Annotated in this window: 19 protein-coding genes; 9 read left to right on the top strand and 10 right to left on the bottom strand. The window is 65.4% G+C overall.

What is annotated here, in order from left to right:
* Positions 1 to 426: 426 nt before the first annotated feature.
* The 5 genes from IEW22_RS13980 to IEW22_RS13960 all read left to right on the top strand — a co-directional run bounded on the left by IEW22_RS13980 (position 427) and on the right by IEW22_RS13960 (position 4,591).
* Positions 427 to 948 carry a hypothetical protein gene (locus IEW22_RS13980; RefSeq protein ID WP_188587230.1) on the top strand — a complete coding sequence of 174 codons (522 nt, stop codon included), beginning with the start codon at positions 427 to 429 and terminating at the stop codon, positions 946 to 948.
* A gap of 277 nt (positions 949 to 1,225) precedes the next feature.
* Positions 1,226 to 2,056 carry a hypothetical protein gene (locus tag IEW22_RS13975; RefSeq protein ID WP_188587229.1) on the top strand — a complete coding sequence of 277 codons (831 nt, stop codon included), beginning with the start codon at positions 1,226 to 1,228 and terminating at the stop codon, positions 2,054 to 2,056.
* An 89-nt stretch (positions 2,057 to 2,145) separates the two neighbouring features.
* Positions 2,146 to 2,580 carry a hypothetical protein gene (locus IEW22_RS13970; RefSeq protein ID WP_188587228.1) on the top strand — a complete coding sequence of 145 codons (435 nt, stop codon included), beginning with the start codon at positions 2,146 to 2,148 and terminating at the stop codon, positions 2,578 to 2,580.
* 2 nt (positions 2,581 to 2,582) lie between these two features.
* A complete protein-coding gene (locus IEW22_RS13965; protein WP_188587227.1) occupies positions 2,583 to 2,942 on the top strand; it encodes a hypothetical protein in 360 nt (119 codons plus the stop codon).
* Between the two features lie 143 nt (positions 2,943 to 3,085).
* On the top strand, positions 3,086 to 4,591 hold the full coding sequence (locus IEW22_RS13960; protein ID WP_188587226.1) for a flavin-containing monooxygenase: 1,506 nt from the start codon (positions 3,086 to 3,088) through the stop codon (positions 4,589 to 4,591).
* Between the two features lie 27 nt (positions 4,592 to 4,618).
* Here IEW22_RS13960 and IEW22_RS13955 read toward each other — a convergent pair whose 3' ends face one another.
* The 6 genes from IEW22_RS13955 to IEW22_RS13930 all read right to left on the bottom strand — a co-directional run bounded on the left by IEW22_RS13955 (position 4,619) and on the right by IEW22_RS13930 (position 11,148).
* Positions 4,619 to 5,548, bottom strand: a complete 930-nt coding sequence (locus IEW22_RS13955; protein WP_188587225.1) for an ABC transporter substrate-binding protein — start codon at positions 5,546 to 5,548, stop codon at positions 4,619 to 4,621.
* Positions 5,549 to 5,708: 160 nt separating this feature from the next.
* The gene (locus tag IEW22_RS13950) at positions 5,709 to 6,401 is read right to left on the bottom strand and encodes an ABC transporter permease (RefSeq protein ID WP_188587224.1); all 693 of its coding nucleotides are present in this window, start codon (positions 6,399 to 6,401) and stop codon (positions 5,709 to 5,711) included.
* Positions 6,398 to 7,090, bottom strand: coding sequence for an ABC transporter permease (locus IEW22_RS13945; protein WP_188587223.1), 693 nt, complete (start codon positions 7,088 to 7,090; stop codon positions 6,398 to 6,400). Before IEW22_RS13945 ends, IEW22_RS13950 begins: the two co-directional genes overlap by 4 nt.
* Positions 7,091 to 7,196: 106 nt before the next feature.
* On the bottom strand, positions 7,197 to 7,940 hold the full coding sequence (locus IEW22_RS13940) for an ABC transporter ATP-binding protein (RefSeq protein WP_188587222.1): 744 nt from the start codon (positions 7,938 to 7,940) through the stop codon (positions 7,197 to 7,199).
* 134 nt (positions 7,941 to 8,074) lie between these two features.
* A complete protein-coding gene (locus IEW22_RS13935) occupies positions 8,075 to 9,859 on the bottom strand; it encodes an acyl-CoA dehydrogenase (RefSeq protein ID WP_188587221.1) in 1,785 nt (594 codons plus the stop codon).
* Positions 9,860 to 9,981: 122 nt separating this feature from the next.
* Positions 9,982 to 11,148, bottom strand: a complete 1,167-nt coding sequence (locus IEW22_RS13930; RefSeq protein WP_188587220.1) for an NAD(P)/FAD-dependent oxidoreductase — start codon at positions 11,146 to 11,148, stop codon at positions 9,982 to 9,984.
* Positions 11,149 to 11,427: 279 nt separating this feature from the next.
* On the opposite strand from IEW22_RS13930, the gene IEW22_RS13925 reads away from it, so the two are divergent.
* Positions 11,428 to 13,044 (top strand): amino acid permease, encoded by a 1,617-nt coding sequence (locus tag IEW22_RS13925; RefSeq protein WP_188587219.1) that lies wholly within the window; start codon positions 11,428 to 11,430, stop codon positions 13,042 to 13,044.
* A 9-nt stretch (positions 13,045 to 13,053) separates the two neighbouring features.
* A complete protein-coding gene (locus tag IEW22_RS13920; RefSeq protein ID WP_188587218.1) occupies positions 13,054 to 13,380 on the top strand; it encodes a hypothetical protein in 327 nt (108 codons plus the stop codon).
* A 74-nt stretch (positions 13,381 to 13,454) separates the two neighbouring features.
* Here IEW22_RS13920 and IEW22_RS13915 read toward each other — a convergent pair whose 3' ends face one another.
* Positions 13,455 to 13,895: a VOC family protein gene (locus IEW22_RS13915; protein ID WP_188587217.1), complete on the bottom strand. Its 441-nt coding sequence runs from the start codon at positions 13,893 to 13,895 to the stop codon at positions 13,455 to 13,457.
* 145 nt (positions 13,896 to 14,040) lie between these two features.
* Here IEW22_RS13915 and IEW22_RS13910 point away from each other — a divergent pair, with 145 nt between their 5' ends.
* Both IEW22_RS13910 and IEW22_RS13905 read left to right on the top strand, forming a co-directional pair.
* Complete coding sequence (locus tag IEW22_RS13910; RefSeq protein ID WP_188587216.1) at positions 14,041 to 16,122, top strand: CocE/NonD family hydrolase; 2,082 nt, start codon at positions 14,041 to 14,043, stop codon at positions 16,120 to 16,122.
* An 85-nt stretch (positions 16,123 to 16,207) separates the two neighbouring features.
* Positions 16,208 to 17,821: an acetolactate synthase large subunit gene (locus IEW22_RS13905; RefSeq protein ID WP_229742669.1), complete on the top strand. Its 1,614-nt coding sequence runs from the start codon at positions 16,208 to 16,210 to the stop codon at positions 17,819 to 17,821.
* Here IEW22_RS13905 and IEW22_RS13900 read toward each other — a convergent pair.
* The 3 genes from IEW22_RS13900 to IEW22_RS13890 form a co-directional block, all read right to left on the bottom strand.
* Entirely contained in the window at positions 17,802 to 19,265 is a 1,464-nt protein-coding gene (locus IEW22_RS13900; RefSeq protein ID WP_188587215.1) for a serine hydrolase domain-containing protein, read from the bottom strand. The genes IEW22_RS13905 and IEW22_RS13900 overlap by 20 nt on opposite strands.
* Before the next feature lie 122 nt (positions 19,266 to 19,387).
* Complete coding sequence (locus IEW22_RS13895; protein ID WP_188587214.1) at positions 19,388 to 20,875, bottom strand: mannitol dehydrogenase family protein; 1,488 nt, start codon at positions 20,873 to 20,875, stop codon at positions 19,388 to 19,390.
* 112 nt (positions 20,876 to 20,987) lie between these two features.
* Complete coding sequence (locus IEW22_RS13890; RefSeq protein ID WP_373284187.1) at positions 20,988 to 21,392, bottom strand: DUF1801 domain-containing protein; 405 nt, start codon at positions 21,390 to 21,392, stop codon at positions 20,988 to 20,990.
* Positions 21,393 to 21,410: the final 18 nt, after the last annotated feature.

The following is a 21,410-nucleotide window of genomic DNA, read 5'->3' as shown; positions in this document are numbered from 1 at the left end:
CTTGGAGTGGCGGTTGCGCGGGTTACGCGGGCGGTTTGCCGCTTCTGAACTGGTTGCGCGGATTCGTCGGCCGCTTCAGAACTGGTTGCGCGGGTCGGTCAGGCGCCTCAGAACTGGTTGCATCTGTGCTCGCGCAACCACTTCTTCTCTACGCAACCATTGCAAAGGATGCGCCGGCGAAAACTGGCTGCGCGAAGGCCGACGCAACCAGTTCACAAGCACGCAGCCACTTCACAAGCACGCAACCAGTTCACAACCGCGCACCCGGCCCTGCCTGTCGCAGCGCTGCCGCCGGTGAAAGCGGACACGTTGGTAGCGTGTCCCGGCGACAGACGCCGCGCGCAAGCAGTGGCGAACATGCACCCAGCACCCAGCACCCAGCACCCAGCACCCAGCACCCAGCACCCGAAGGCGAGACCACAGCACATGACGACGTGGATGAACCAGGCGACACCTCCGATCCGCCCGCTCCCGCCGGTCCACCACATCTGGGTGGCATCCGACGGCGACCAGGGTCGGCTGGCCAGAGCCAGCGTGGTCCGCTCGTCCAGCAGCCGCCAGTGGGTGGTTCTCGGCGTGGTGCTCGTCGCGGGTCTGCTGCTGTCACTCACCGGTGGGGTCGTCGGGGCGATCTCGTGGATCTTCGGGATGGCCGTCGCACTCGCGATCATCTTCGGCTCGGCAATGGCTCGCTACAACCGAGTCCTCGCACCGGTGGCCTATTCGGGCGCGGTGTGGACCACCGGATTCGGACCGGCGTCGCTGATGATCGCCAACCCGCTGACCACACAGATCATCGACTACGCGGCCGTGAAGTCCATCGACGCCGGGAACGACTACGTGACGATCCGCACCCGCGCCTCGGTCATCCCCACCACCATCCCGGCCGCGCTCTTCCCACCGGAAGCCCAGTCCTTCGTCAACCAGACCCTCTCGGGGATCGGCTGACCGGCCGCATCGCTGTGTCGCACACCCCGCCACCGACCCGCCGGAACTGCGACGACGCCGCACAACCAGCCCCCGGTCGGCCGAAGGACACTACGTCATTCAGCTGACCGACAGCCGAGACGACCGATGCGGCATGACATATTGCCGTTGAGTACGGTCTGTCGATGCCGGTGCGAGCGCAGCCGACTTCAGCGCTGTCGAGCGCAGCGCTGTCGGGGGCGCACCGCACCACGCAGAGGCGATGGGTATGGGCGATGGGCATGAGGGGACGATCGAGATGACATCAGGGAGCTTCTATCGACGCGCGGCGCTCGCCGCGCTGACGGGCGCCGTCGTGCTGTCCACCGGCGGCGCGTGCGCGGCCAAGAACACACTCGACCCGAAGGCGATGGACCAGCTCGTCGCGGCCGGCCACAAGGCCGTCTCGCTCAGCGACCTCGACGCGTCGGGAGGCGGGTCTGCGCACCACTCCACCGAGGATCTCACCCGCCTGCTGTTGACCACCGACGACATGCCCCCCGATTTCCGGGTGCAGTCGGTCAACTCCACCGCCGATTCGACCGAACCGAGCCCCGACAGCAGCAGCGGCGAGAGCGGCATGTCGGTGACGAATGTGCAGCCGCCCGAATGCGAGTCGGTGGCAGCCGACGGACTCGGCGACGAGCTACTCAAGAACGAAGCCGCCTTCGGGGGGAGCACCTCCGACGGGACGACCCTGGTCGAGGAGCTGGTCCCGTGGGACAAGAAGGTCGAACAGATGGCAGCGCAGATGACCGGCGCATGCGCCTCGATGACCATGAACGACACCTTCGACGGTCAGACGATGACCCTGACATCGACAACCACCGAGACCGACCTTCCGTCGATGCCCGCCGACAAGTCGACCGGCCTGAAGATGGTCAGCCGAGCGAGCGGCATTGGCGACTCAGCCGAGCTCACCTCCTACTTCGCCTTCGTGAAGGTCGGGTCCTACGCCGTCATCATCACCGTCAACGGCACCGGAAACAGCGGATCGAGCAGCGGAACCACCACCGGGGACGACGCGACCAAGCAACAGTTCGACGACTTCACCACGAAGGCTGTCGAGAAGGTCGCCGCGTCGAAATAGCCGGCCACCCCACACCGCCTGGCGCTCGCCGCGCGACCACATCACCACAACATCTGCGCCGAGCGGCGTGACGGAAGGAACCTGTCGACATGACCTCACCGACCCTGCGCGGCACAGTCATCCCCCGTGCAGTCATTTTCTGCGCATCGGCAGCTGCAGTGCTGTCGGTGGCGGCATGCTCGTCGGGTGGGACGGTCGCCGGCACAGCCGTGGACGCTGCGTCAGCAAGCGGCGCGAAGACCGCCGCCAACGGTTCCGGCTCGGATTCCGGCTCCGGCGCCTCGTCCGATGACACGACCACCGCCGCGGCCACCGCCGACCCCTCGACGCTGCTGCTCACCACCGCTGACGTCCCCGCCGGATTCCAGGTGACCCCCGCCGAGGCCAACAAGGCCGGCAGCGACATGTCGCCGAACTGGGAAAGTCTGCCAAGATCACGCCGGAGGGCTGCCGACCGACGAGCCTGTCGAGCACCACCGATGCGAATGCGAAGATCTTCGGCGGGTTCACCCCCGACGGGGTGACCATGGTCGAGGCCGTCCAGGTCGGTGGGGCGGACATCGACAAGGCGACCGAGACCGCGCGTAGCAAGTGCTCGACGATGACGCTCGACAGCAACGTCTCCGGCCAGCAGATCCACAGCGTCAACACCAGTTCCGTCTTCGATCTGCCGCACAACGAGGCCGACAAATCCGTGGGCATCAAGATGACCAGCACCGCGACGATCGCCGGCACCGAGGTCACCACCACCTCGCTGCTCGCGATCGCCCAGGTCGGCGGCTACTCGGTGGTCACGTCGGTCGGCGGCACGCGCAGCGCCCCGTCGCAGTCGACCTTCGACGACTTCACCACGAAGGCGATCGCCAAGGTCGCCGCCGCGTCCTGACCGGGCCGTCGCCCGCCGAATCCACCGAAGCTGCCCGGCCCGATTGCACCGATCGGCTCAACACCGGGACGCGACCGTCCTATCGTGAGCCCACCGCGCCTCAACTCCGAGCGCGAGTTCGTCGTGGCACAGCGGAGGCAGCAATGGTCACAAGACCCGACAACACCGAGCGCGAGATCCTCGATGTGCTGATCGTCGGCGCCGGTATCTCCGGCATCGACGCCGCCTACCGAATTCGGGAGAAGAACCCCGACATCACCTATCGCATCGTCGACAAGCGCGACCGCATCGGCGGCACATGGGATCTCTTCCGCTATCCGGGCGTGCGGTCGGATTCCGACATCCTCACTCTCAGCTTCCCGTTCCGACCCTGGACCGGCGAACGGATGATGGCCGAGGGAGGCGAGATCCGCGACTACCTCACCGAGACGGCCGCCGAGACCGGGATCGACAAGCACATCGACTTCGGTGTCACCGTCACCGCCGCAGACTTCGACACCGCCACCGACATGTGGACGGTCACCACCGAGGAGACGAGCACCACCACCGAGGAGTCGAGCGCTACCACCCAAGAAACGAGTACAACGACCTACCGCGCCAGATTCCTCTATCTGTGTACCGGCTACTACCGCTACGACACCGCCTACCGCCCGGAGTTCGTCGGGGCGCAGGACTTCCCCGGGACTGTCGTGCACCCGCAGTTCTGGCCGGCCGACCTCGATCATCGCGGCAAGCGCGTGGTGGTGATCGGTAGCGGGGCGACCGCGATCACCCTCGTGCCGGCGCTGGCACCCGACGCCGAACACGTGACCATGCTGCAGCGTTCCCCCAGCTATCTGCTGCCCACAGCCTGGCGAGAGCCCACGAGCCTGGCCCTGCGGCGCATACTCCCCGACCGGTGGACGCTGCCGATCCTGCGGTGGCGCAACACGATCGTCACCACCGGCATCTATCTGGCCTGCCGACGCTTCCCGAACGCCGCCCGGAAAGTTCTGCGTCGCATCGCCGTTCGGTCGCTTCCTGCCGGATACGACGTCGACACCCATTTCAACCCGCGCTACCGACCGTGGGACGAGCGACTGTGCATCACACCCGACGGTGACTTCTATGCGGCGATATCCCGCGGCGACGCCGACGTGGTCACCGACCAGATCGAGCGATTCACTCCCACCGGAATCCGACTCGCCTCCGGACGCGACATCGACGCCGACATCATCGTCACGGCAACGGGACTCGATCTCGTGGCATTCGGCGGCACACGCTTGTCCATCGACTCGGTCGAGGTCAAACCGCACGACCGGTTCGCCTACCGCGGCTACATGCTCGACGGGGTGCCCAACTTCGCATGGTCGGTCGGATACACCAACGCCTCATGGACGCTGCGTGTCGACATCACCAGCCGCGCGGTCGCCGACCTCATCGCCTACATGCGCGCCAAGGGATTTCGGCGTGCCACCCCCACCACCGGCAACGAGGTACTTCCCGAGCGACTGCTGTGGAACCTCGAATCCGGCTACATCAAACGCGCCGCACAGACGTTGCCGAAGGCCTCGGACCGAGCCCCCTGGGTGGTCCGCCACAATCCGATCCTCGACGCCATCGACAGCCGCCGACACGACGTCACCGAATCGATGGATTTCACGTCGTGACGTCGCGAGGCGTGCCGATCGTGTGACTCAGCCGAACAGCTTCTTGTCGGCGAGCCATTCCTTGGCCACCTGCTCGGCGGAATCCTTGTCGACCGAACTCTTCGTGTTCATCGCGATCAGATCGTCGGTGGTGAGGTTGGCCTGCACCTTGTTGATCACCTCGGCGGCCTTGCCGTTCGCCTTGGCTGTGTTGATCAGCGGAACCACGTTCTGCGCCAAGATCATGTGCTTGGGGTCGGCGAGCGTGACGAATCCGTTCTGCTTGATCGCCGGTGTGGTCGAGAAGATGTCGGCCAGCTGCACCGTGCCGTCCTTGAGCGCCTTGACCGTCGACGGGCCACCGCCGTCGTTGATCGGGACCAGCGTCGCCGACACCCCGTAGACACTCTTGAGTCCGGGGATGCCGTAGGGACGCGTCTGGAACTCCGGCGGCCCGGCCACCTTCAGCGACATGTTGAGTCCGGCGAGCTGATCGAGGCTGGTGACGTTGTTCTTCTTGCTGAAGTCCGAGGTCACATTGTAGGAGTCGGCATCCTGTGCCTGCGCCTTGTCGAGTACCTCGAAGCCCGAGGGCACTGCCGCCTTGAGCGCTGTGTAGACCTCGTCGGCCGACTGTGCGGTCGCCTTGGAATCGAAGTACTGCAGCAGGTTTCCGCTGTACTCGGGAATCAGATCGATCGACCCGTCCTTGAGGGCGGAAATGTACACATCGCGCGCACCGATATTCGGCTTGACGTTCACCGCGAGCCCATTGTCCTTCAGCGCATCGGCGTACACGTAGGCGAGGATCTCGTTCTCGGCGAAATTCGCCGAGCCGACGGTGATGGTGCCCGACGGTGACGACTCACCGGCGCTGTCGCTGCTCAGCGGGCTCGACGACGAACTACATGCGGCCAGGGCAACGGTGACGGCGGTGGCCAGCCCCGCGGCTGCGAGCACACTCTTGATGGTGGTCATCTGTGGACCTTTCGTCGATGCCGGCTGGCTCATACCCTCCGGCACATCTCATCTGGTCGAACCTTCACCGATCCCCGTCCCGGCGTGCGACTGCAGGCCGGCGATCGGTACAACACGTCTCATTTCTCCTCGATCATCCCCGCCGGTCGAGCGGCCGCCCTCATTCTGCCGCCGATCGCACCGCCGAGGACAGTGCCCGCACACCGGTCGGTGTGGCGAACCGCGTCACCACCGCGAACAGGCCGTCGACGAGCAGCGCCAGCACGATCACCACGATCGAACCGCCGAGCATCTGAGCGTAATCACGGATGGCGAGCCCGTCGATGAGGTATCGCCCGAGACCCCCGACCGGGAGAAAGGCCGCGACCGTCCACGTCGCGATCACCTGCAACGACGCCGAACGGATCCCGCCGAGGATGATCGGGGACCCCAGCGGCAGCTCGACACGAGAGAGCACCTGCCACTCGGTGAACCCTGTTGCCCGAGAGGCATCCACGGTCGTGCGGTCCACCGATTCCACACCCGCGTAGGCACCGGCGAGGATCGGGGGCAGCGCCAGAATGACCAGCGCGATGAGTGGCGCCTTCAAGCCGATGCCGAACTGCAGCGCGAGTACCGTCAGCAAACCCAGCGTCGGCAACGCCCGCAGCGCACCGGTGAACGGGATGATCACCGCGCGCCCGAACCCGGTGTGGCCGATGAGAAGACCCAGCGGCAGGGCGATCACCACCGCGATGAGGATGGTGTACGCCGAGTACTCGAGGTGTTCGGCGATGCGGGCGCCGATCCCCGTCGATCCCGACCAGTTGCTCGCGGTGAACAGCCAGTGAAAGGCCTCCGAATAGGAGCTCATGTGTTGATCGCCTCCCGGGCAACGGCCTCGCGGCGTGCACGTACCCGAGGCGAACGTTTCGCCCACGGCATCGTCACGCGGCCGATGATCACCAGGATCGCGTCGAGCACCAGCGCGATCAGCACCGTGCCGATCACGCCCACCCAGATCTCGGTGGGAAAGTCACGCTGATATCCGTCGATGAAGAAGTAGCCCAGCGAGTTCACACCGATCAGCGACCCCACCGTCACCAGACTGACCGTGCTCACCGACACCACGCGCACCCCGGCGAGCAGCACCGGCCCGGCCAGCGGTAGCTCCACCGTCACGAACCGGCGAAGCGCGCCGTATCCGACCGCATCTGCCGACAAGATGTCGTTGCGATCCACCGAGGCGAAAGCATCTGCGGCCGAACGCAACATGATCGCCAGTGCGTAGATCGACAGCGCCACCTCGACATTGACCGGATCGAGGATCTTGGTCCCCAGGATCGAGGGCAGCACCACGAACAACGGCAGCGACGGGATCGCATACAGCACACCGCCGAGCACCAGCAGCGTGCCGCGGGTGAAGCGGTAACGGTTGGCGATCCACCCCAGCGGGATCGACAACACCGTGCCGACGATCACCGGGACCACCGCCAGCCACAGATGCGCCCACCCGTAGTCGGAGATCTGGTCCCAGTTGTCGGCGATCCATTGCCATTTCACGTCGCGGACTCCGAAATCCGCTGCACTGCACAGATCATCGGAGCACGCACTGGACGCATCATCGGAGCACGCACTGTAAAGATCATCGGAGCACGCACTGGACACATCATCGGAGCACGCTCCTGGGCCGACCGGCGTCGATGAACTCCGCGACGAAATCGTCGGCCGGATGCTCGACGATCTCCGTGGGCGTCCCCACCTGGGCGAGCACACCACCGGGTTTGAGCAATGCCACCGTGTCGGCGAGCAGAAATGCCTCGTCCACGTCGTGGGTCACGAACACGATCGTCTTACCCAGCTGCGACTGCAGGCGCAGCAACTCGTCCTGCAGATCGCGTCGGACCACCGGGTCGACCGCGCCGAACGGCTCATCCATCAGCAGGATGTTCGGATCGCCGGCGAGCGCCCTGGCCACCCCGACCCGCTGCTGCTGGCCGCCGGAGAGCTGATGCGGATACCGCTTGCCCAGCGCCGGATCGAGTCCCACCCGTTCGAGCAGACCCGCCGCCTCCTTGCGCGCCGAGCGACGCGAGGTGCCGTTGAGCACCGGCACGGTCGCCACATTGTCGGTGACCGTGCGGTGCGGCAGCAGCCCGCCGCTCTGCATCACGTAACCGATCGAGCGACGCAGGTGTACCGCGTTGCGATCACGGATATCGGCACCGTCGATGAGCACCCGCCCCGAGGTGGGTTCGACCATGCGGTTGACCATCCGCAACAGGGTGGTCTTGCCGGAGCCCGAGGAACCGAGCAGCACCACGGTCTTGTGCGAGGGCACCGTGAGCGTCACCTCTGACACCGCCGTGGTCCCGTCGGGGTACACCTTCGATACCGCGTCGAACTCGATCACCGCGTTCTTCCCCTGCCCACGCCTTCGCGTCTGGTCGCCGACCAGTGCATCCCGGCGGTTCGAGACCTCCCGGTCGGCCGTGTCCGGTCGGCCTGTCCAGTCGAACTATAGAGGCGGGCAGGGGCGATCCCGGGTCAGAACACGGCCGGGTCGGCCTCGAGCGTGGTGGTGTCGGCAGAACCGACCATCACCAGCTGCTGGCGCACCTTGGGCGACTCGTAGCGGAAGAAGTACTGCGCAGCAAGGCGTTTGCCGTCGTAGAAATCTCCCTGCTTCCCTGCGGCGACCAGCTCCTGCTCGAGCCAAATCCAGGCGATCACGATGTGCCCGGCGGCCTCCAGATAGAGGCTCGCATTGGCCAGCGTGCGCGCCGGATCGCCGACCGACCACGCCTCACGTGTCGCCGTCACCAGGTCGGCGAGCGCATCGCGCAACGACGCGGCGTGATCACGCGTCTCCGCGTTCTCGGCGGTGGTCGCGCGTTCGACGGTCGCCGAGATGGTCTCCACCAGGGCGGTCAGTCCCGCCCCGCCGGCCATCACGACCTTGCGGCCGAGCAGGTCGAGACCGTGGATGCCGTGAGTGCCCTCGTGGATCGGGTTGAGGCGGTTGTCGCGGTAGTACTGCTCCACGTCGAATTCACGTGTGTAGCCGTAACCCCCGTGCACCTGGATCGCGAGGCTGTTGGCCTCCAGGCACCACTGCGACGGCCAGCTCTTGGCGATCGGGGTGAGCACGTCGAGCAGCAGCGTCACACGGTCCCGCTCGGCCGCGTCGGCGGCGGTGGCGCTCTCATCGACCAGGCGACTGCAGTACAGGACCAGCGCGAGGGCACCCTCGACATACGACTTCTGCGCCAACAACATCCGCTTGACGTCGGCGTGCTCGATGATCGGGACCGGCGGCGACGACGGATCCTTCGCATCGGCCGGACGGCCCTGGGTGCGGACCTTCGCGTACTCCAGCGAAGCCAGATATCCCGCATAGCCCAGGGCCATCGCCATCGAGCCCACACCGATCCTGGCCTCGTTCATCATGTGGAACATGTAGAAGAGCCCGCGATGCTCCTCACCCACCAGATAACCGACCGCACCCGGCTCGTCGGCGGGACGGTGGGTGCCGTCGCCGAAGTTCAGCAGCGTGTTGGTGGTCGCGCGATTACCCATCTTGTGGTTGAGGCCCACGAGCTCCACATCGTTGCGGGTCCCGTCGGGAAGGAATTTCGGCACGATCATCAGCGAGATGCCCTTGACGCCGGGCGCTCCGCCGGGGACCTTGACCAGCACCAGATGGACGATGTTCTCGGTGAGTTCGTGCTCACCCGCGGAGATCCACATCTTGGTTCCGGTCACCCGGTAGGTCCCGTCGGCAGCCGGCACCGCATTGGTGGTGATGTCGGCCAGCGACGACCCGGCCTGCGGCTCCGACAGGCACATGGTGCCGAAGTAGCGGCCCTCCACCAGCGGACGCACCCAGGTCTCGATCTGCTCGGGGGTGCCGTACTCGGCGAGAAGATGCGCATTGCCCACGGTCAGGAACGGGTACGAGGACATACCCGGATTCGACGCCTGGAACCAGGCCATCGCCGCCCGGTTGATCACCGTCGGGAGCGACATGCCGCCCACCGACTCGTCGAATGAACCGCCCATCAATCCGGCCTTGACGAACTCGTTGATACCCGAGCTGATCTCGTCGGGGAGGACGACCTTGCCGTCAGGGCCCACATACGGCTCGTTCGCGTCGCCGAGCTTGTTGAACGGTTTGAACCGTTTGGTGGCGATGTCCTCGCTCAGCTCGAGGACCGCGTCGAAGGTCTCCCTGGAGTGTTCGGCGAACTCGGTTCGCGCGGTCAGCGACTCCACATCCAGCCACTCGTAGAGCAGGAATTGCAGGTCGCGGCGGGAGAGTGGGGCTGCCATGGGTGACTCCTTCGTCGTGATGTCGCGGCGTCGTGATGTCGCGTATGTGACGTCAGTCTCCATGGTGCCTCATACTTGAATCGCGCGTCAGGTCGGGTCCTGTCGAGAGCGCGACCGGCGGCTCAGACGATCGCGACCTCCGCATCGCCGCGAGGTTCACGGGCGAACCTGTCGAGGCGGAATCCGGTGATGTCGTAGCCGGGTGTCACCTCGTTGACCAGGTCACAGACGATCTCACCGGTCGCAGGTCCCATGAGGAAGCCGTGCCCGGAGTAGCCGGTCGCCACGAACAACCCGGGCACCTCGGTGCTGCGGTCGATGATCTGATTGTGATCGGGGGTCACCTCGTACAGGCCGGCCCAGCCGGTACGCACACCACACGAGAGGATCTCCGGCGCCCGCTGCGCCGCCACGCGCGATACCCCGGCGAACCAGTCGTCGGGTTCGAAGCGCACCCCGAACCCCGGCAGCTGGTCGGGATCCGACCAGCCGATCAGCAGACCACCGCCCTCGGGGTGGAAGTAGAAACTGGAGGCGAAGTCGATCGTGAGCGACGGCGAGTGCGTCGGCAGACCGTCGCGAGGTGCGGTGAAGGCGATCTGTCGGCGGACCGGAGTCACGGGGATGTCCACCCCCACCATCTGTCCGATCCGACCCGACCAGGCGCCGGCCGCACACACCACCCGCCCGGTCGCGATGGTCCCGCGGTCGGTGATGACGCCGGTGATGGTCCCGCCGCTGCTCTCTATGTCGAGAACCTCGGTGTGCGTGCGGATCACCGCACCGTGCCGGCGTGCGGTGCGCGCATAGCCCGCCACCACCGACTCGGGGGTCGCCTTGGCATCGCCGGGCGACCAGCACGCCCCGAGCAACCCCTCGGTACTGATCAGCGGCGAGAGCTCGAGGGCGCGGGCCGGGCCGACCATCTCACTGGCCATCCCGTACGAATTCTGCAGCGCCACAGCAGCTTCGAATGAGTCCATCTGCGTCTGGTCGGTGAGCAGGTAGAGATAGCCGTCCCGGTGGAAGTCGATCTGCTGCCCGTAGAGCGCGGCGAAACGTGAGTACACCTCGAGTCCGCGCAGACCGATCTCGATATTGGCCGACTGCGAGAAGCTGGCGCGGACGCCGCCGGCGGCGCGGCAGGTGGATCCGCCGGCGAGGTCTCCCTTGTCCACCAGCACCACGCCGTCGAGACCGGATGCCGCGAGATGGCAGGCGATGGACGTGCCGATCACGCCGCCGCCGATCACCACCACCGATGCAGAATCGGGAAGATCGTCGGCCATCGTCACACCTCCGGATCGATCGGAGCGGGCCGGGTTCATCGGATCAGTCCGGGTCGATCACCGTCGGCATGACCCGATCCGCAAGGCGCTGCCCGGTTCTCGCCGCAGCTCTGGGCCGACACTATCGGAAATGTCGTGCACCTATCGCACATCGACGGGGCAAACATGGCCACGACCCGGCGAATTATCACCAGCCGAAGCATTGCCGTAACAACGACGAAACCATCAGTGCGTCACCATGATCTGCAACAGCCGGACTCGACTCGAGAAGGATGCACCGTGCCCGAAGGCCACGAAGTACTCACCGAAGACGAGCAACACCTCGCTCGTCTCGGATACACCCAAGAACTGTCCCGATCGTGGTCTGGATTCTCCAACTTCGCGATCTCGTTCTCCATCATCTCGATCCTGTCGGGGTGTTTCACCTCGTTCGGATTGGGCTGGAACAACGGCGGACCCGCCGCCATCGCCTGGGGATGGCCGATCGTGGCCGTCTTCATCCTGCTGATCGGTTTCTGCATGGCCGAGCTGGTCTCGGCCTATCCCACATCCGGCGGCCTGTACTGGTGGGCCTCGAAGCTGGGCGGGGTGAAGGCCGGCTTCTACACCGGCTGGCTGAACCTGATCGGTCTGATCGCCATCCTCGCGTCGGTGGCCTACGGTGCGGCGACCTTCGTCGACCTCACCCTCGGCGTCTACTTCTCGTCGTGGAAGAGCGGTGATCTGACCACCATCTTCATCATGTTCGTGGTGATCCTGGTGGCCGTGGCGCTCATCAACATCTTCTCCGGCAATCTGCTGTCACTGATCAACAACGTCTCCGTGTGGTGGCACGTATTCGGCGCCGCCGCAGTGATTCTCATCCTGTTCCTGATCCCCGACCACCATGCGTCGGTGTCGGATGTGTTCACCAAGACGATCAACAACACCGGCATCTTCGAGGGCAAGACCTCCGGTGCGGGATTCCTGTTCTACGTGCTGCCGATGTCGGCGATCCTCACGCAGTACACGATCACCGGCTACGACGCCTCGGCTCACCTGTCCGAGGAGACCAAGGGTGCCTCCGGCGCTGCCGCCAAGGGCATCTGGCGTTCGATCGTGTACTCGGCGATCGGCGGATGGCTGCTCCTGCTCAGCTTCCTGTTCGCGGTGCAGAACGCCGATGACGTCTCCAAGGGCGGCGGCGCGGTGGCCACCATCATCACCTCCGCACTGAGTTCCAAGTGGGCCGGGCTTGTCCTGCTCATCTCCACCTTCGGCCAGTTGTTCTGCGCGGCCGCCTGCCAGACCACCGCATCACGGATGATGTTCGCCTTCAGTCGCGACGGCGGGGTGCCCGGCCATCAGCTGTGGTCGAAGGTCAACAAGAACAAGGTGCCCGCCAACGCGGTCATCGCCACCGCCGTGGTCGCGGCGATCCTCACGCTGCCGGCCCTGGTGCCCGTGGACATCAACGGCGCCCCTGTCCCGGTGGCCTTCTTCGCCGTCGTCTCGATCGGCGTCGTCGGGCTCTACCTGTGCTTCGCCATCCCGATCTACTACCGATGGAAGGCCGGCGACAGCTTCGAGGCGGGATCGTGGAACCTGGGCAGCAAGTACAAGTGGATTGCACCGCTGGCCCTCATCGAGATCGTGGTGACGTCGATCATCGCGATGTTCCCCACGTCTCTGGGCGGTATGCCGTGGGACCCGAGCTTCGCGTGGAAGTACGTCAACTACACGCCGCTGCTCATCGGTGGAGCACTGATCCTGCTGTTCCTCTACTGGCATCTGTCGGTGAAGAAATGGTTCACAGGTCCCATCCGTCAGGTGGCAGGCGATGAGGTGTTCGACACCACCGCCGCAAGTGGGACGACCTCGGCAAACGACTCCTCCGCCGACGGCGCGACGGTCTAGACTGAGCTCATGCGTCGCATCGGTATGGTCGGCGGGTTGACCTCGTCGGGATCGGCGTCAACGAGAGTGACGTCGCAGGGTTCACCGTCGTGTGTGATCCCCCGCTGGTTCGCGGTGTGCGCGACCGCCTATGTGGCACTCACCGCGCTCGCTGTCGTCGTGATCGTGGCCACCGATCTCGAACAGGGCCATGCCGGACCGATGACACTCCACGACCTGGCAGATACGCCAGCGCGACTGTGGCTGGCGGCCATCGCGATCGCCGCCTGTGTGGGCATGCTGCTGTGGCGGACGCTCACCTCGGCCTGTTCATCGAGAACGAGATCCGCAAAATAGTCACCTGAGAGCGCCGTTGAGGATATATGTCCTCAACGGCGCTCTCTCGTGACCATCTGGTACATCCACCCGGCCTACAGGTCGGCGATCACGATCTTCGTCATCGACATCAGGTTCTCGAATGCCCCCGGCTTCGCGAGGAGATCCTGCAGGTTCTCCGGGATGATCTGCCAACTGACACCGAAACGGTCGCGGCACCATCCGCACTGTTGCTCCCGCGCGAATGCGTCATGGGAAGGACCGAAATTCACCATGAGTGAATTCGCCGGGATGAAGGAGAATTCGGGACCCGCATTCAGTGCGGCGAACCGTACTCCGGCGAGGTCGAATTCGATCATCATCTCGTCCCCGGCATGGTCTTTCTGAGTCTCCGGGAGTCCCTGTTCGGGATAGCGCTGCGCGGCGGCCACCGAACCCTCGAAGCCTGGCGCACAGTCGAACGCGTCGACGTAGAAGTCGACGGCCTCACGGGCAACACCGTCGAACCACAGGCAGGGAACGATTTTCTGGGACATGTTGTCCATTCTCGCCCGCCGTCCCGGTGTTAGCTGTTACTTTTCGTCACGTTTAGCGTGACGAATCGGGGGACGGGGTGGTTCGCGTGACGTCGAACAGCGATGGGCTGTCCACACAGATTCCGGCCAGATCGAATGCGACCGGATGGAACTGGACCGGACCAGATCGGCCAGGACCAAATCGGACAGGGTCGGGGCGACTGCGGCCCGGTGGATCCTGGCCGCGGTGCTCCCCGTACTGCTCTCCTTGGTGGTCACACCGGCCACCGCATCTGCGGCCATCATGGCCCCCGATGCCGGTGCGGTCGGTGCCGCGTGGCGCGCTTCCCATGACGGTCCACAGCCGTATGCCGGGATCAACATCAGCTGGGATGTGCCGATCCGGATGAGTGACGGCACCATTCTGCGCGCCAATGTGTATCGCCCCGCCGACAAGCAGAACGTGGCAACCAGCGCGAAGACCCCCGTGATCGTCACCATGACCCCGTATACGAAGCTGGTCTCGGCAGTCGCCGCCGCGGCGCTGCAGAACCCGGTGCTCACCCCCTACGTCACCGCGCTCACCAACGCGATCAATCTGCACGGCACACCGATCGACGGCATCACCGACATCGCTCACACCGTCCGTGACGGCGGCATCCGCACCTTCAGCGTCGACTACAACCTGGTCCGATCCGGCTACACCACGGTGGTCGTCGATGTGCGCGGCACCGGTTTCTCGCAGGGCCACTGGGATGTGTTCGGCGCGCGTGAGCAGCAGGATTCGGTCGAGGTGATCGACTGGGCGTCCCGTCAGCGCTGGTCGAACGGCAAGGTCGGCATGATGGGTGTGTCGTATTCGGCCATCAACCAGATCCAGGCCGCCAACAAGCGCCCGGCGGCACTCAAGGCCATCATGCCCGTCGAGCCGGGCGGTGATCTGATCCGTGACATCGTGATGCCCGGCGGAGCCGTCGGCGTGGGATTCCTGCCGCTGTGGCTGGGTCTGGTCAACGGCACCAAGCTGATCCCCAATGTCGCCTCGATGCTCAACGGGACCTTCGACTGGAAGTGGTTGGCAGCCCGGGTCTCCGACCCGGTCACGTTCTTCCCCCAGTTCATCGACGCGCTGACCGCACAGAGCTACTCCACCGCCCCCGACGAGCTCAAGGCTCTCCTCCTACCGGATTCGCGAGAACGCCAGTCGTGGCTCGACCACGCCGATCAGATCACCACCCCGACGATGATCTACGGCGGCTGGTTCGATCTGTTCACCAACAGCGAGGTGCGGATGTTCAACAACATCCCCCTGCCCGCCGGGCACAAACAACTCATCATGGGCCCGGGCTACCACACGACGATCGGCGGCGGACAGGGTCAGGCGGGCACTCCGCCGCGCCTCGATGTGCTGCAGAAGGCGTGGTTCGACCACTGGCTCAAGGGCGTCGACAACGGGGTCGACCGCTACGGCCCGGTGAACCTGAAGCAGATCGGCGGCACGTGGGTGTCGGCGCAGTCGTTCCCGCGTCCCGGCATGGTGCGTCAACGGCTCTACCTCGACGGAACACCCAGTGGCACAGCCGCAGCCGCCGCGGGCGACGGCAGCCTTCGCACCGCGCCGAGCTCGTCACACCGGCGGCTCACCGTCGCACCGGGTCTGCTCAGCGTCTGCTCTCGTGACGGCGCCCAACAGACCGCGGGGGCGTTGGCGATCTTCCCCGGCTGTGCCGACGACGCGAGGGTGTCCGAACACGACGCGCTGACATTCACCTCCGCACCTCTCACCGAGGCACGGTCGATCTCCGGACCCATCAACCTGCATCTCAACACGGTGCTCGACGCCACCGACGGCTACTTCACCGCGACCCTCAACGATGTCGCCCCCGACGGCCGTTCCACCGTGGTGAACTCGGGTCAGCTGGTGGTCTCGATGCGCGCACTCGACACGTCGCAGACCACCTACGGCGCCAACGGCGACGTGATCGACCCGTTCTACACACTGACGCTGGGCACCAGGCAGCCGGCTGTACCGGGCAAGGCCACCCCCATCGACCTGGGCATACTGCCGACCGATGCGGTGATCAAGGCGGGGCACCGACTGCGGATCGACGTGTTCGCGATGAACCTGCCGCGCGGGCTGCCAACCCGTCCGTCGCTCAACGCGTCCGGACTCAAACCCGAACACATCCTGCTCGATCCCGCCAGCCCGAGCTTTGTGAACCTGCCGATCTCGGCGCCGCTGCGCTGACCGGCACGCTCCGCCGAGCGGTGAGCGGCCCCATCCGTCCCACACGGTCGCGACCCCATGGCGACCGTGTGGGATGCTCGACAAGGTGAGCAACCTCGATCAGATCAACAACGGACACAACGACATCGATCGCGCAGATCACACCATCACCGGCGCCCAGAGTCTCCTGCGCACACTCCTCGACTGCGGCGTGGACGTGTGCTTCGCCAATCCCGGGACCTCCGAGATGCATTTCGTCGACGCCCTGGACTCGGTTGACGGGATGCGGTGCATCCTCGGCCTTTTCGAGGGCGTGGTGACCGGTGCCGCCGACGGCTATGCGCGGATGCTCGACCGGCCCGCAGCCACCCTGCTCCACCTCGGGCCTGGGCTCGCCAACGGTCTGTCGAATCTGCACAATGCCGGACGCGCACAGTCTCCGATCGTCAACGTGATCGGCGACCACGCCACCTACCATCGCTCATTCGACGCACCGCTCACCTCTGACATCGAAGGTGCGGCGAGGCCGTTCAGCTCATGGGTCCGAACCTCGCCCAATGCCGAGTCGGTGGCGACAGATACCGCGGTGGCCGTCGCGGCGGCGACGTCGGCACCGGGCCGCGTCGCCTCGCTCATCCTGCCCGCGAACACCGCATGGAGCACCGTCGACTCAAGCACCCCGACTCCACGAGCACATCCCAATCCTCCTGCTCGGCCGTCGGATTCGGTGATCGAGTCCGCTGCCGCGATCCTGCGGGAGGGCGGGTCCACCGCGCTCGTACTCGGTGGCCGCGCGACCCGCGAGGCCCCCCTGGCACTGGCGGGCAAGATCGCCGCTGCCACCGGCGCCGACCTGCTCGCACAAACACACAATCCCCGGATATCGCGCGGCGCCGGCCGTGTGGAGGTCACGCGCATCCCCTATCCGATCGCCGAATCGGTTGCACTGCTGGAGAAATACGACAATCTCATCCTCGTGGGCGCCAAGGCGCCGATCGCCTTCTTCGCCTATCCCGACCGCCCGAGCACACTGTATCCGCCGTCGGCACGCATCCACGAACTCGTCCGCGTGGACCAGGACATCACCTACGCACTCGATCACCTCGTCGACACCCTCGGGGCCGGTTCGCTCGGCGCTGCGGTCGCCGACTACGGGCCGCCGGACATGCCCTCCGACGGCCCGCTGACCGGACGCACCATCGGTGCGGTGGTGTCGGCGATGCTGCCGGAGGAGGCGATCGTGGTCGACGAATCACTCACCACCGGCGGCAGCTTCTTCGACGATCTGCGCCACTCGGCCCCGCACGACGTGCTGCTGTCGACGGGTGGATCGATCGGCTTCGCGATGCCGAATGCCATCGGCGCAGCCGTTGCCTGCCCCGATCGCAAGGTCATCGCGCTCGAGAGCGACGGCAGCGGTCTCTACATGCCGCAAGCCCTGTGGACGATGGCTCGGGAGAATCTCGACATCACGGTGCTGGTGTTCGCGAACAACCGCTACCGCATCCTCGACAACGAGATGTTCAACGTCGGAGCGCACGGCGCCGGACCGGTGGCCTCGACGTTGTTCGACCTGACCCGGCCCACCATCGATTGGGTGTCTTTGGCCGAGGGTTTCGGGGTCGCAGCGGTCCGCACTGAGACCGTCGCCGAACTCGGCGATGCCCTGCGGACGGCGTTCGCCCACTCGGGTCCGATGGTTATCCAGATCCCCCTGTGACCGAACGTGGGGAGCCGGGTGGCACCGGTATGCACGCAATCGCGAAACATCCCGGATTGTGCTGAAACGGCGCTCGCAGCGGAGTCGTCCCGCACGACACCACGGTGCAGTTCTTCGGGGCGTACGGTCCGACGCCGAGCGCGCCCAGCGTGATGGAGGGATCGGTGAACTGCATCGGGTCGACGTCGAGATTGACCGACGGCCGGTAGGGGCCCGGGTCGGGCAGCCGCGGAGAAGTGAACGCTGCGATGAGGATGCGGAAGAAGTCGTGGTAGAGCTCGCTGTTGACTCCCGCGCTCAACACCGTCGCGGGGTCCGGCGAGACATCGCCGAGCACTCCGGTCCAACTGACCAGCAACCCCAGACTGGGGACGATGAAGTTGTTCTGCTGCAGTAATCCCACCATCGCGTAGGCGTCACTCGGCAGGCCTTCCAGCGGTGCCATGTCGATCGTCTTCCGCGACGGGAATGACGGACCGGTGCAGGGTTTCGCGTTGAGCCAGAACAGGTATCCATAGCAGCGGTTCGCCGGTGACGGCGTACGCAGGGCGGCGATGTAGTCGTGGGAGATGATGCGCGTCGATCCCCACATCCCGTCATCGGCCATCAGCATGCCGAGTTTGGGATAGTCGGCGGGAGGCATGTAGAGAAAGGCGGATCCGTAGGTGTGTCCGCTGCGATCACGCGCCCAGTAGTAGTCGGAACTCTCGATCCCCAACGGGGTGAACAGTTCCCGCTGCGCGAAGCTCTGCAGATCCTCTCCGACAGCACGCTGCACCACATACGCGTGGAGATCAGGGCCGTGCTGGGTGTATTCGAAGAAGGTGCCCGGTTGATGGGTGACCGGCAGCGCCAGCGCCTGTTTGGCGATGTCGGGGTCGAGATCGAGACCGGCCGTCGCCGCCTCGGTGACGATCGACTGTCGCAGGCCCGAGGTCTGCGTGAGCAGGTCTTTGACCGTGATCGCCGCGTGGGCGCGATCGACCTCGCCCGCGGGCAGATATCGGGCGATGGACGCGTCGAGGTCCAGTTTGCCGTGGGTCACCGCAATTCCCGCGAGCATCGACACCACGCTCTTGGTGGAGCTGAAGAGGTTCCACGGTGTCGATCCGGTCAGCTGGTTCGCCGGCCCGTTCCCGACCAGACAGTTGTTGCGGAAGACCTGGACGAAGGTGCGCATCCGCGAGGCGGCGAAGGCGATGGCGTCATCGAGCCGTCGCTGGTCGAGTCCGGCCTGTCTGGCGGTCGCCGTCTGCCAGCCAGCGCCTGCTGCCGGTGGCGAGCAGTGCGCCGGCGCGACGCTGGTCGATGTCGGGGACGCGGCCGCCTGGGCGGCAGGGAGACTCACCGCGACGACAACAGCGGTGATGAAGGTGCACACCACGACGGCCGCCACCACGGCCGACTGCGCTACCGAATGCCACGTTCTCGATGCTCTGTTCATCCTCAGCCCCCTGCGCCGCCCGCGTTCGTCGGACGTGCCCTGAGGATCCTGTCACCGTGTCACCACATCGCGGAGTCGATTGCGCAGATGCGCGACACACGTCAGCGCCAGATGCGCGCGAGTCAGTCGAGCAGCTGATCCAGCGTCGAGTGGGCGCCGTCCTCGCGCAGCGCAGTCAATGCCCACAGATAGGGCTCGCGGAACTTCGGCTTCTGCGCGAGATCGCCGAACAGCTCCCGGTCACAGATGAATGCCGTGGGCTCGGTACGACTCTCGATCGCAAGCCGGTGCAGCGTATCTGCACGCGTGTCGTCGATCGGAATCGGTTTGCCCTGCTCATCGACACCCTCGTCGAAACGGGTCCAGCTCGCGATGACGGCAGACGATATCGGGATCTGTCCGCCGGCCGCCAGACGTTCGTTGATCACCGGCACCAGAAACGTGGGTGCACGATCGGAGGCGTTCTGCGCGATACGCAAGATGGTGTCACCCACCGCAGGATTGCCGAATCGTTCGATGAGAGTGTCGATGTAGTTGTCGATGTCCATCCCGTCGACGACCGTCAGCGTGGGACGAGCCTCCTCATTCATGTAGCGGCGCAACAACTTCTCGATCAGTGGATCGCTCGCGGCCTCGTGCACGTACCGGTATCCCAGCAGATAGCCGAAATATGCCAGCGTCTGGTGGCCGGCATTGAGCAGACGCAACTTCATCGATTCATACGGGGTGACGTCGTCGACCATCTGGACGCCGACCTTCTCGAACTCCGGTCGCCCGTCGGCGAATCGGTCCTGGAGAACCCACTGGGTGAACGGTTCGGCAACCACCGGCCACCGGTCGTCGACACCGGTTCGCCGGGCCACCTCGGCACGCAGTTCTGGCGGTGTCGAGGGCGTGATGCGGTCGACCATCGAGTTCGGGAAGGTCACATGCTCGTCCATCCAGTCGCCGAGCTGCGGGTTCTTGCGCCGCGCATACGATACGAACGCCTTGCGTGCGAGGTCGCCGTTACCGTCGATGTTGTCGCATGACATCACGGTGAAAGCATTGGCGCCCTTGCCACGTCGTTGTGCAAGCCCCTCGGTCACCTGACCGAAGACGGTCCGCGGGAGAGCACCCGGCTCGAGGTCGGCGGCCACGGCCTCGTCATCGAAGTCGAACTCCCCGGTCGACGGATCGACGTTGTAGCCACCTTCGGTGATCGTGAGGGAGACGATCTTCACCCGCGGGTCCGCCAGTCGGACGATCACCATCTCCGGATGCTCCAGTGCGAACAGGTACTCGCGGATGGAGCCGATGACTGCGGTCTCGACCTGTCCGTCAGGATGTTTCAGCGTGAGGGTGTACAGGCCGTTCTGCGGTACCAGCGCGTCGCGCATCACCACGTCATGCGGTCGGGTCCCGATGCCCGAGATCGCCCAGTTCTCCGATCCCCCCGCCGACAGCAACCGGTCGACATACATCGCCTCGTGGGCACGCATGAAGCCACCCACCCCGAAATGAACGATCCCGCACACCAGTTCGCTGCGGTTGTATCCGGGTGTCGGGATCGAGGTGATCTGCCCGAGGTGGGCATCGTCCAGACCAATGGCGTCGACGTTTGCGGTCATCGCTTCCCTCTCGGTGGACAACACAGGTGCTGTTCACGATACGGACCGCGTCGGCTTCTGCGCGAGCGCCGAATTCAGACCTTTCCGGTGAACTGTTCACGCTTCCCGCGATCTAGCGCCTCTTCGCGGCGGCCGATTGCCGATTGACTGCGATCGCCGAGGCGATGAGAGCGGCGAAGGCGGATTCGTCGATCTCGTCGGATTCGTGAAAGTCGATGGCGCGTCGTGTGTTTCCGGTGAGACTGGCGTTGAACATGCCCGCCGGATCCGGCAGTGACGCACCTTTGGCGAAGGTCGCCTTCACCGCCGCCTTGTAGGTCTCCCCGGTACAGATCATCCCGTCGCAATACCAGACCGGCACGCCGCGCCACTTCCACTCCTCGACCACTTCCGGGTCGGCGGCGAGGATCAGTTCGCGTAGGCGAGCCAGCGTTCGACCACGCCAGTCGCCCAACTCGGTGATGCGCTCGTCGATACGCTGCGAGGGCGTCTTCTCGGTGGTGTCGTCGGCCATCATCCTTCTCTCGTCGATTCG

Origin of the sequence: Gordonia jinhuaensis (assembly GCF_014639795.1) — a bacterium.
In the GTDB taxonomy this organism is placed as follows: domain Bacteria; phylum Actinomycetota; class Actinomycetes; order Mycobacteriales; family Mycobacteriaceae; genus Gordonia_B; species Gordonia_B jinhuaensis.
The sequence above is the reverse complement of the archived record's forward strand: the minus strand, read 5'-3'. Positions and strand labels throughout refer to the sequence as shown.

Coding starts and splice junctions, on each gene's coding strand:
- IEW22_RS13980 (WP_188587230.1), top strand. CDS start 427: ATGACGACGTGGATGAACCAGGCGACACCTCCGATCCGCCCGCTCCCG.
- IEW22_RS13975 (WP_188587229.1), top strand. CDS start 1,226: ATGACATCAGGGAGCTTCTATCGACGCGCGGCGCTCGCCGCGCTGACG.
- IEW22_RS13970 (WP_188587228.1), top strand. CDS start 2,146: ATGACCTCACCGACCCTGCGCGGCACAGTCATCCCCCGTGCAGTCATT.
- IEW22_RS13965 (WP_188587227.1), top strand. CDS start 2,583: ATGGTCGAGGCCGTCCAGGTCGGTGGGGCGGACATCGACAAGGCGACC.
- IEW22_RS13960 (WP_188587226.1), top strand. CDS start 3,086: ATGGTCACAAGACCCGACAACACCGAGCGCGAGATCCTCGATGTGCTG.
- IEW22_RS13955 (WP_188587225.1), bottom strand. CDS start 5,548: ATGACCACCATCAAGAGTGTGCTCGCAGCCGCGGGGCTGGCCACCGCC.
- IEW22_RS13950 (WP_188587224.1), bottom strand. CDS start 6,401: ATGAGCTCCTATTCGGAGGCCTTTCACTGGCTGTTCACCGCGAGCAAC.
- IEW22_RS13935 (WP_188587221.1), bottom strand. CDS start 9,859: ATGGCAGCCCCACTCTCCCGCCGCGACCTGCAATTCCTGCTCTACGAG.
- IEW22_RS13930 (WP_188587220.1), bottom strand. CDS start 11,148: ATGGCCGACGATCTTCCCGATTCTGCATCGGTGGTGGTGATCGGCGGC.
- IEW22_RS13920 (WP_188587218.1), top strand. CDS start 13,054: ATGCGTCGCATCGGTATGGTCGGCGGGTTGACCTCGTCGGGATCGGCG.
- IEW22_RS13915 (WP_188587217.1), bottom strand. CDS start 13,895: ATGTCCCAGAAAATCGTTCCCTGCCTGTGGTTCGACGGTGTTGCCCGT.
- IEW22_RS13910 (WP_188587216.1), top strand. CDS start 14,041: ATGGAACTGGACCGGACCAGATCGGCCAGGACCAAATCGGACAGGGTC.
- IEW22_RS13900 (WP_188587215.1), bottom strand. CDS start 19,265: ATGAACAGAGCATCGAGAACGTGGCATTCGGTAGCGCAGTCGGCCGTG.
- IEW22_RS13895 (WP_188587214.1), bottom strand. CDS start 20,875: ATGACCGCAAACGTCGACGCCATTGGTCTGGACGATGCCCACCTCGGG.
- IEW22_RS13890 (WP_373284187.1), bottom strand. CDS start 21,392: ATGATGGCCGACGACACCACCGAGAAGACGCCCTCGCAGCGTATCGAC.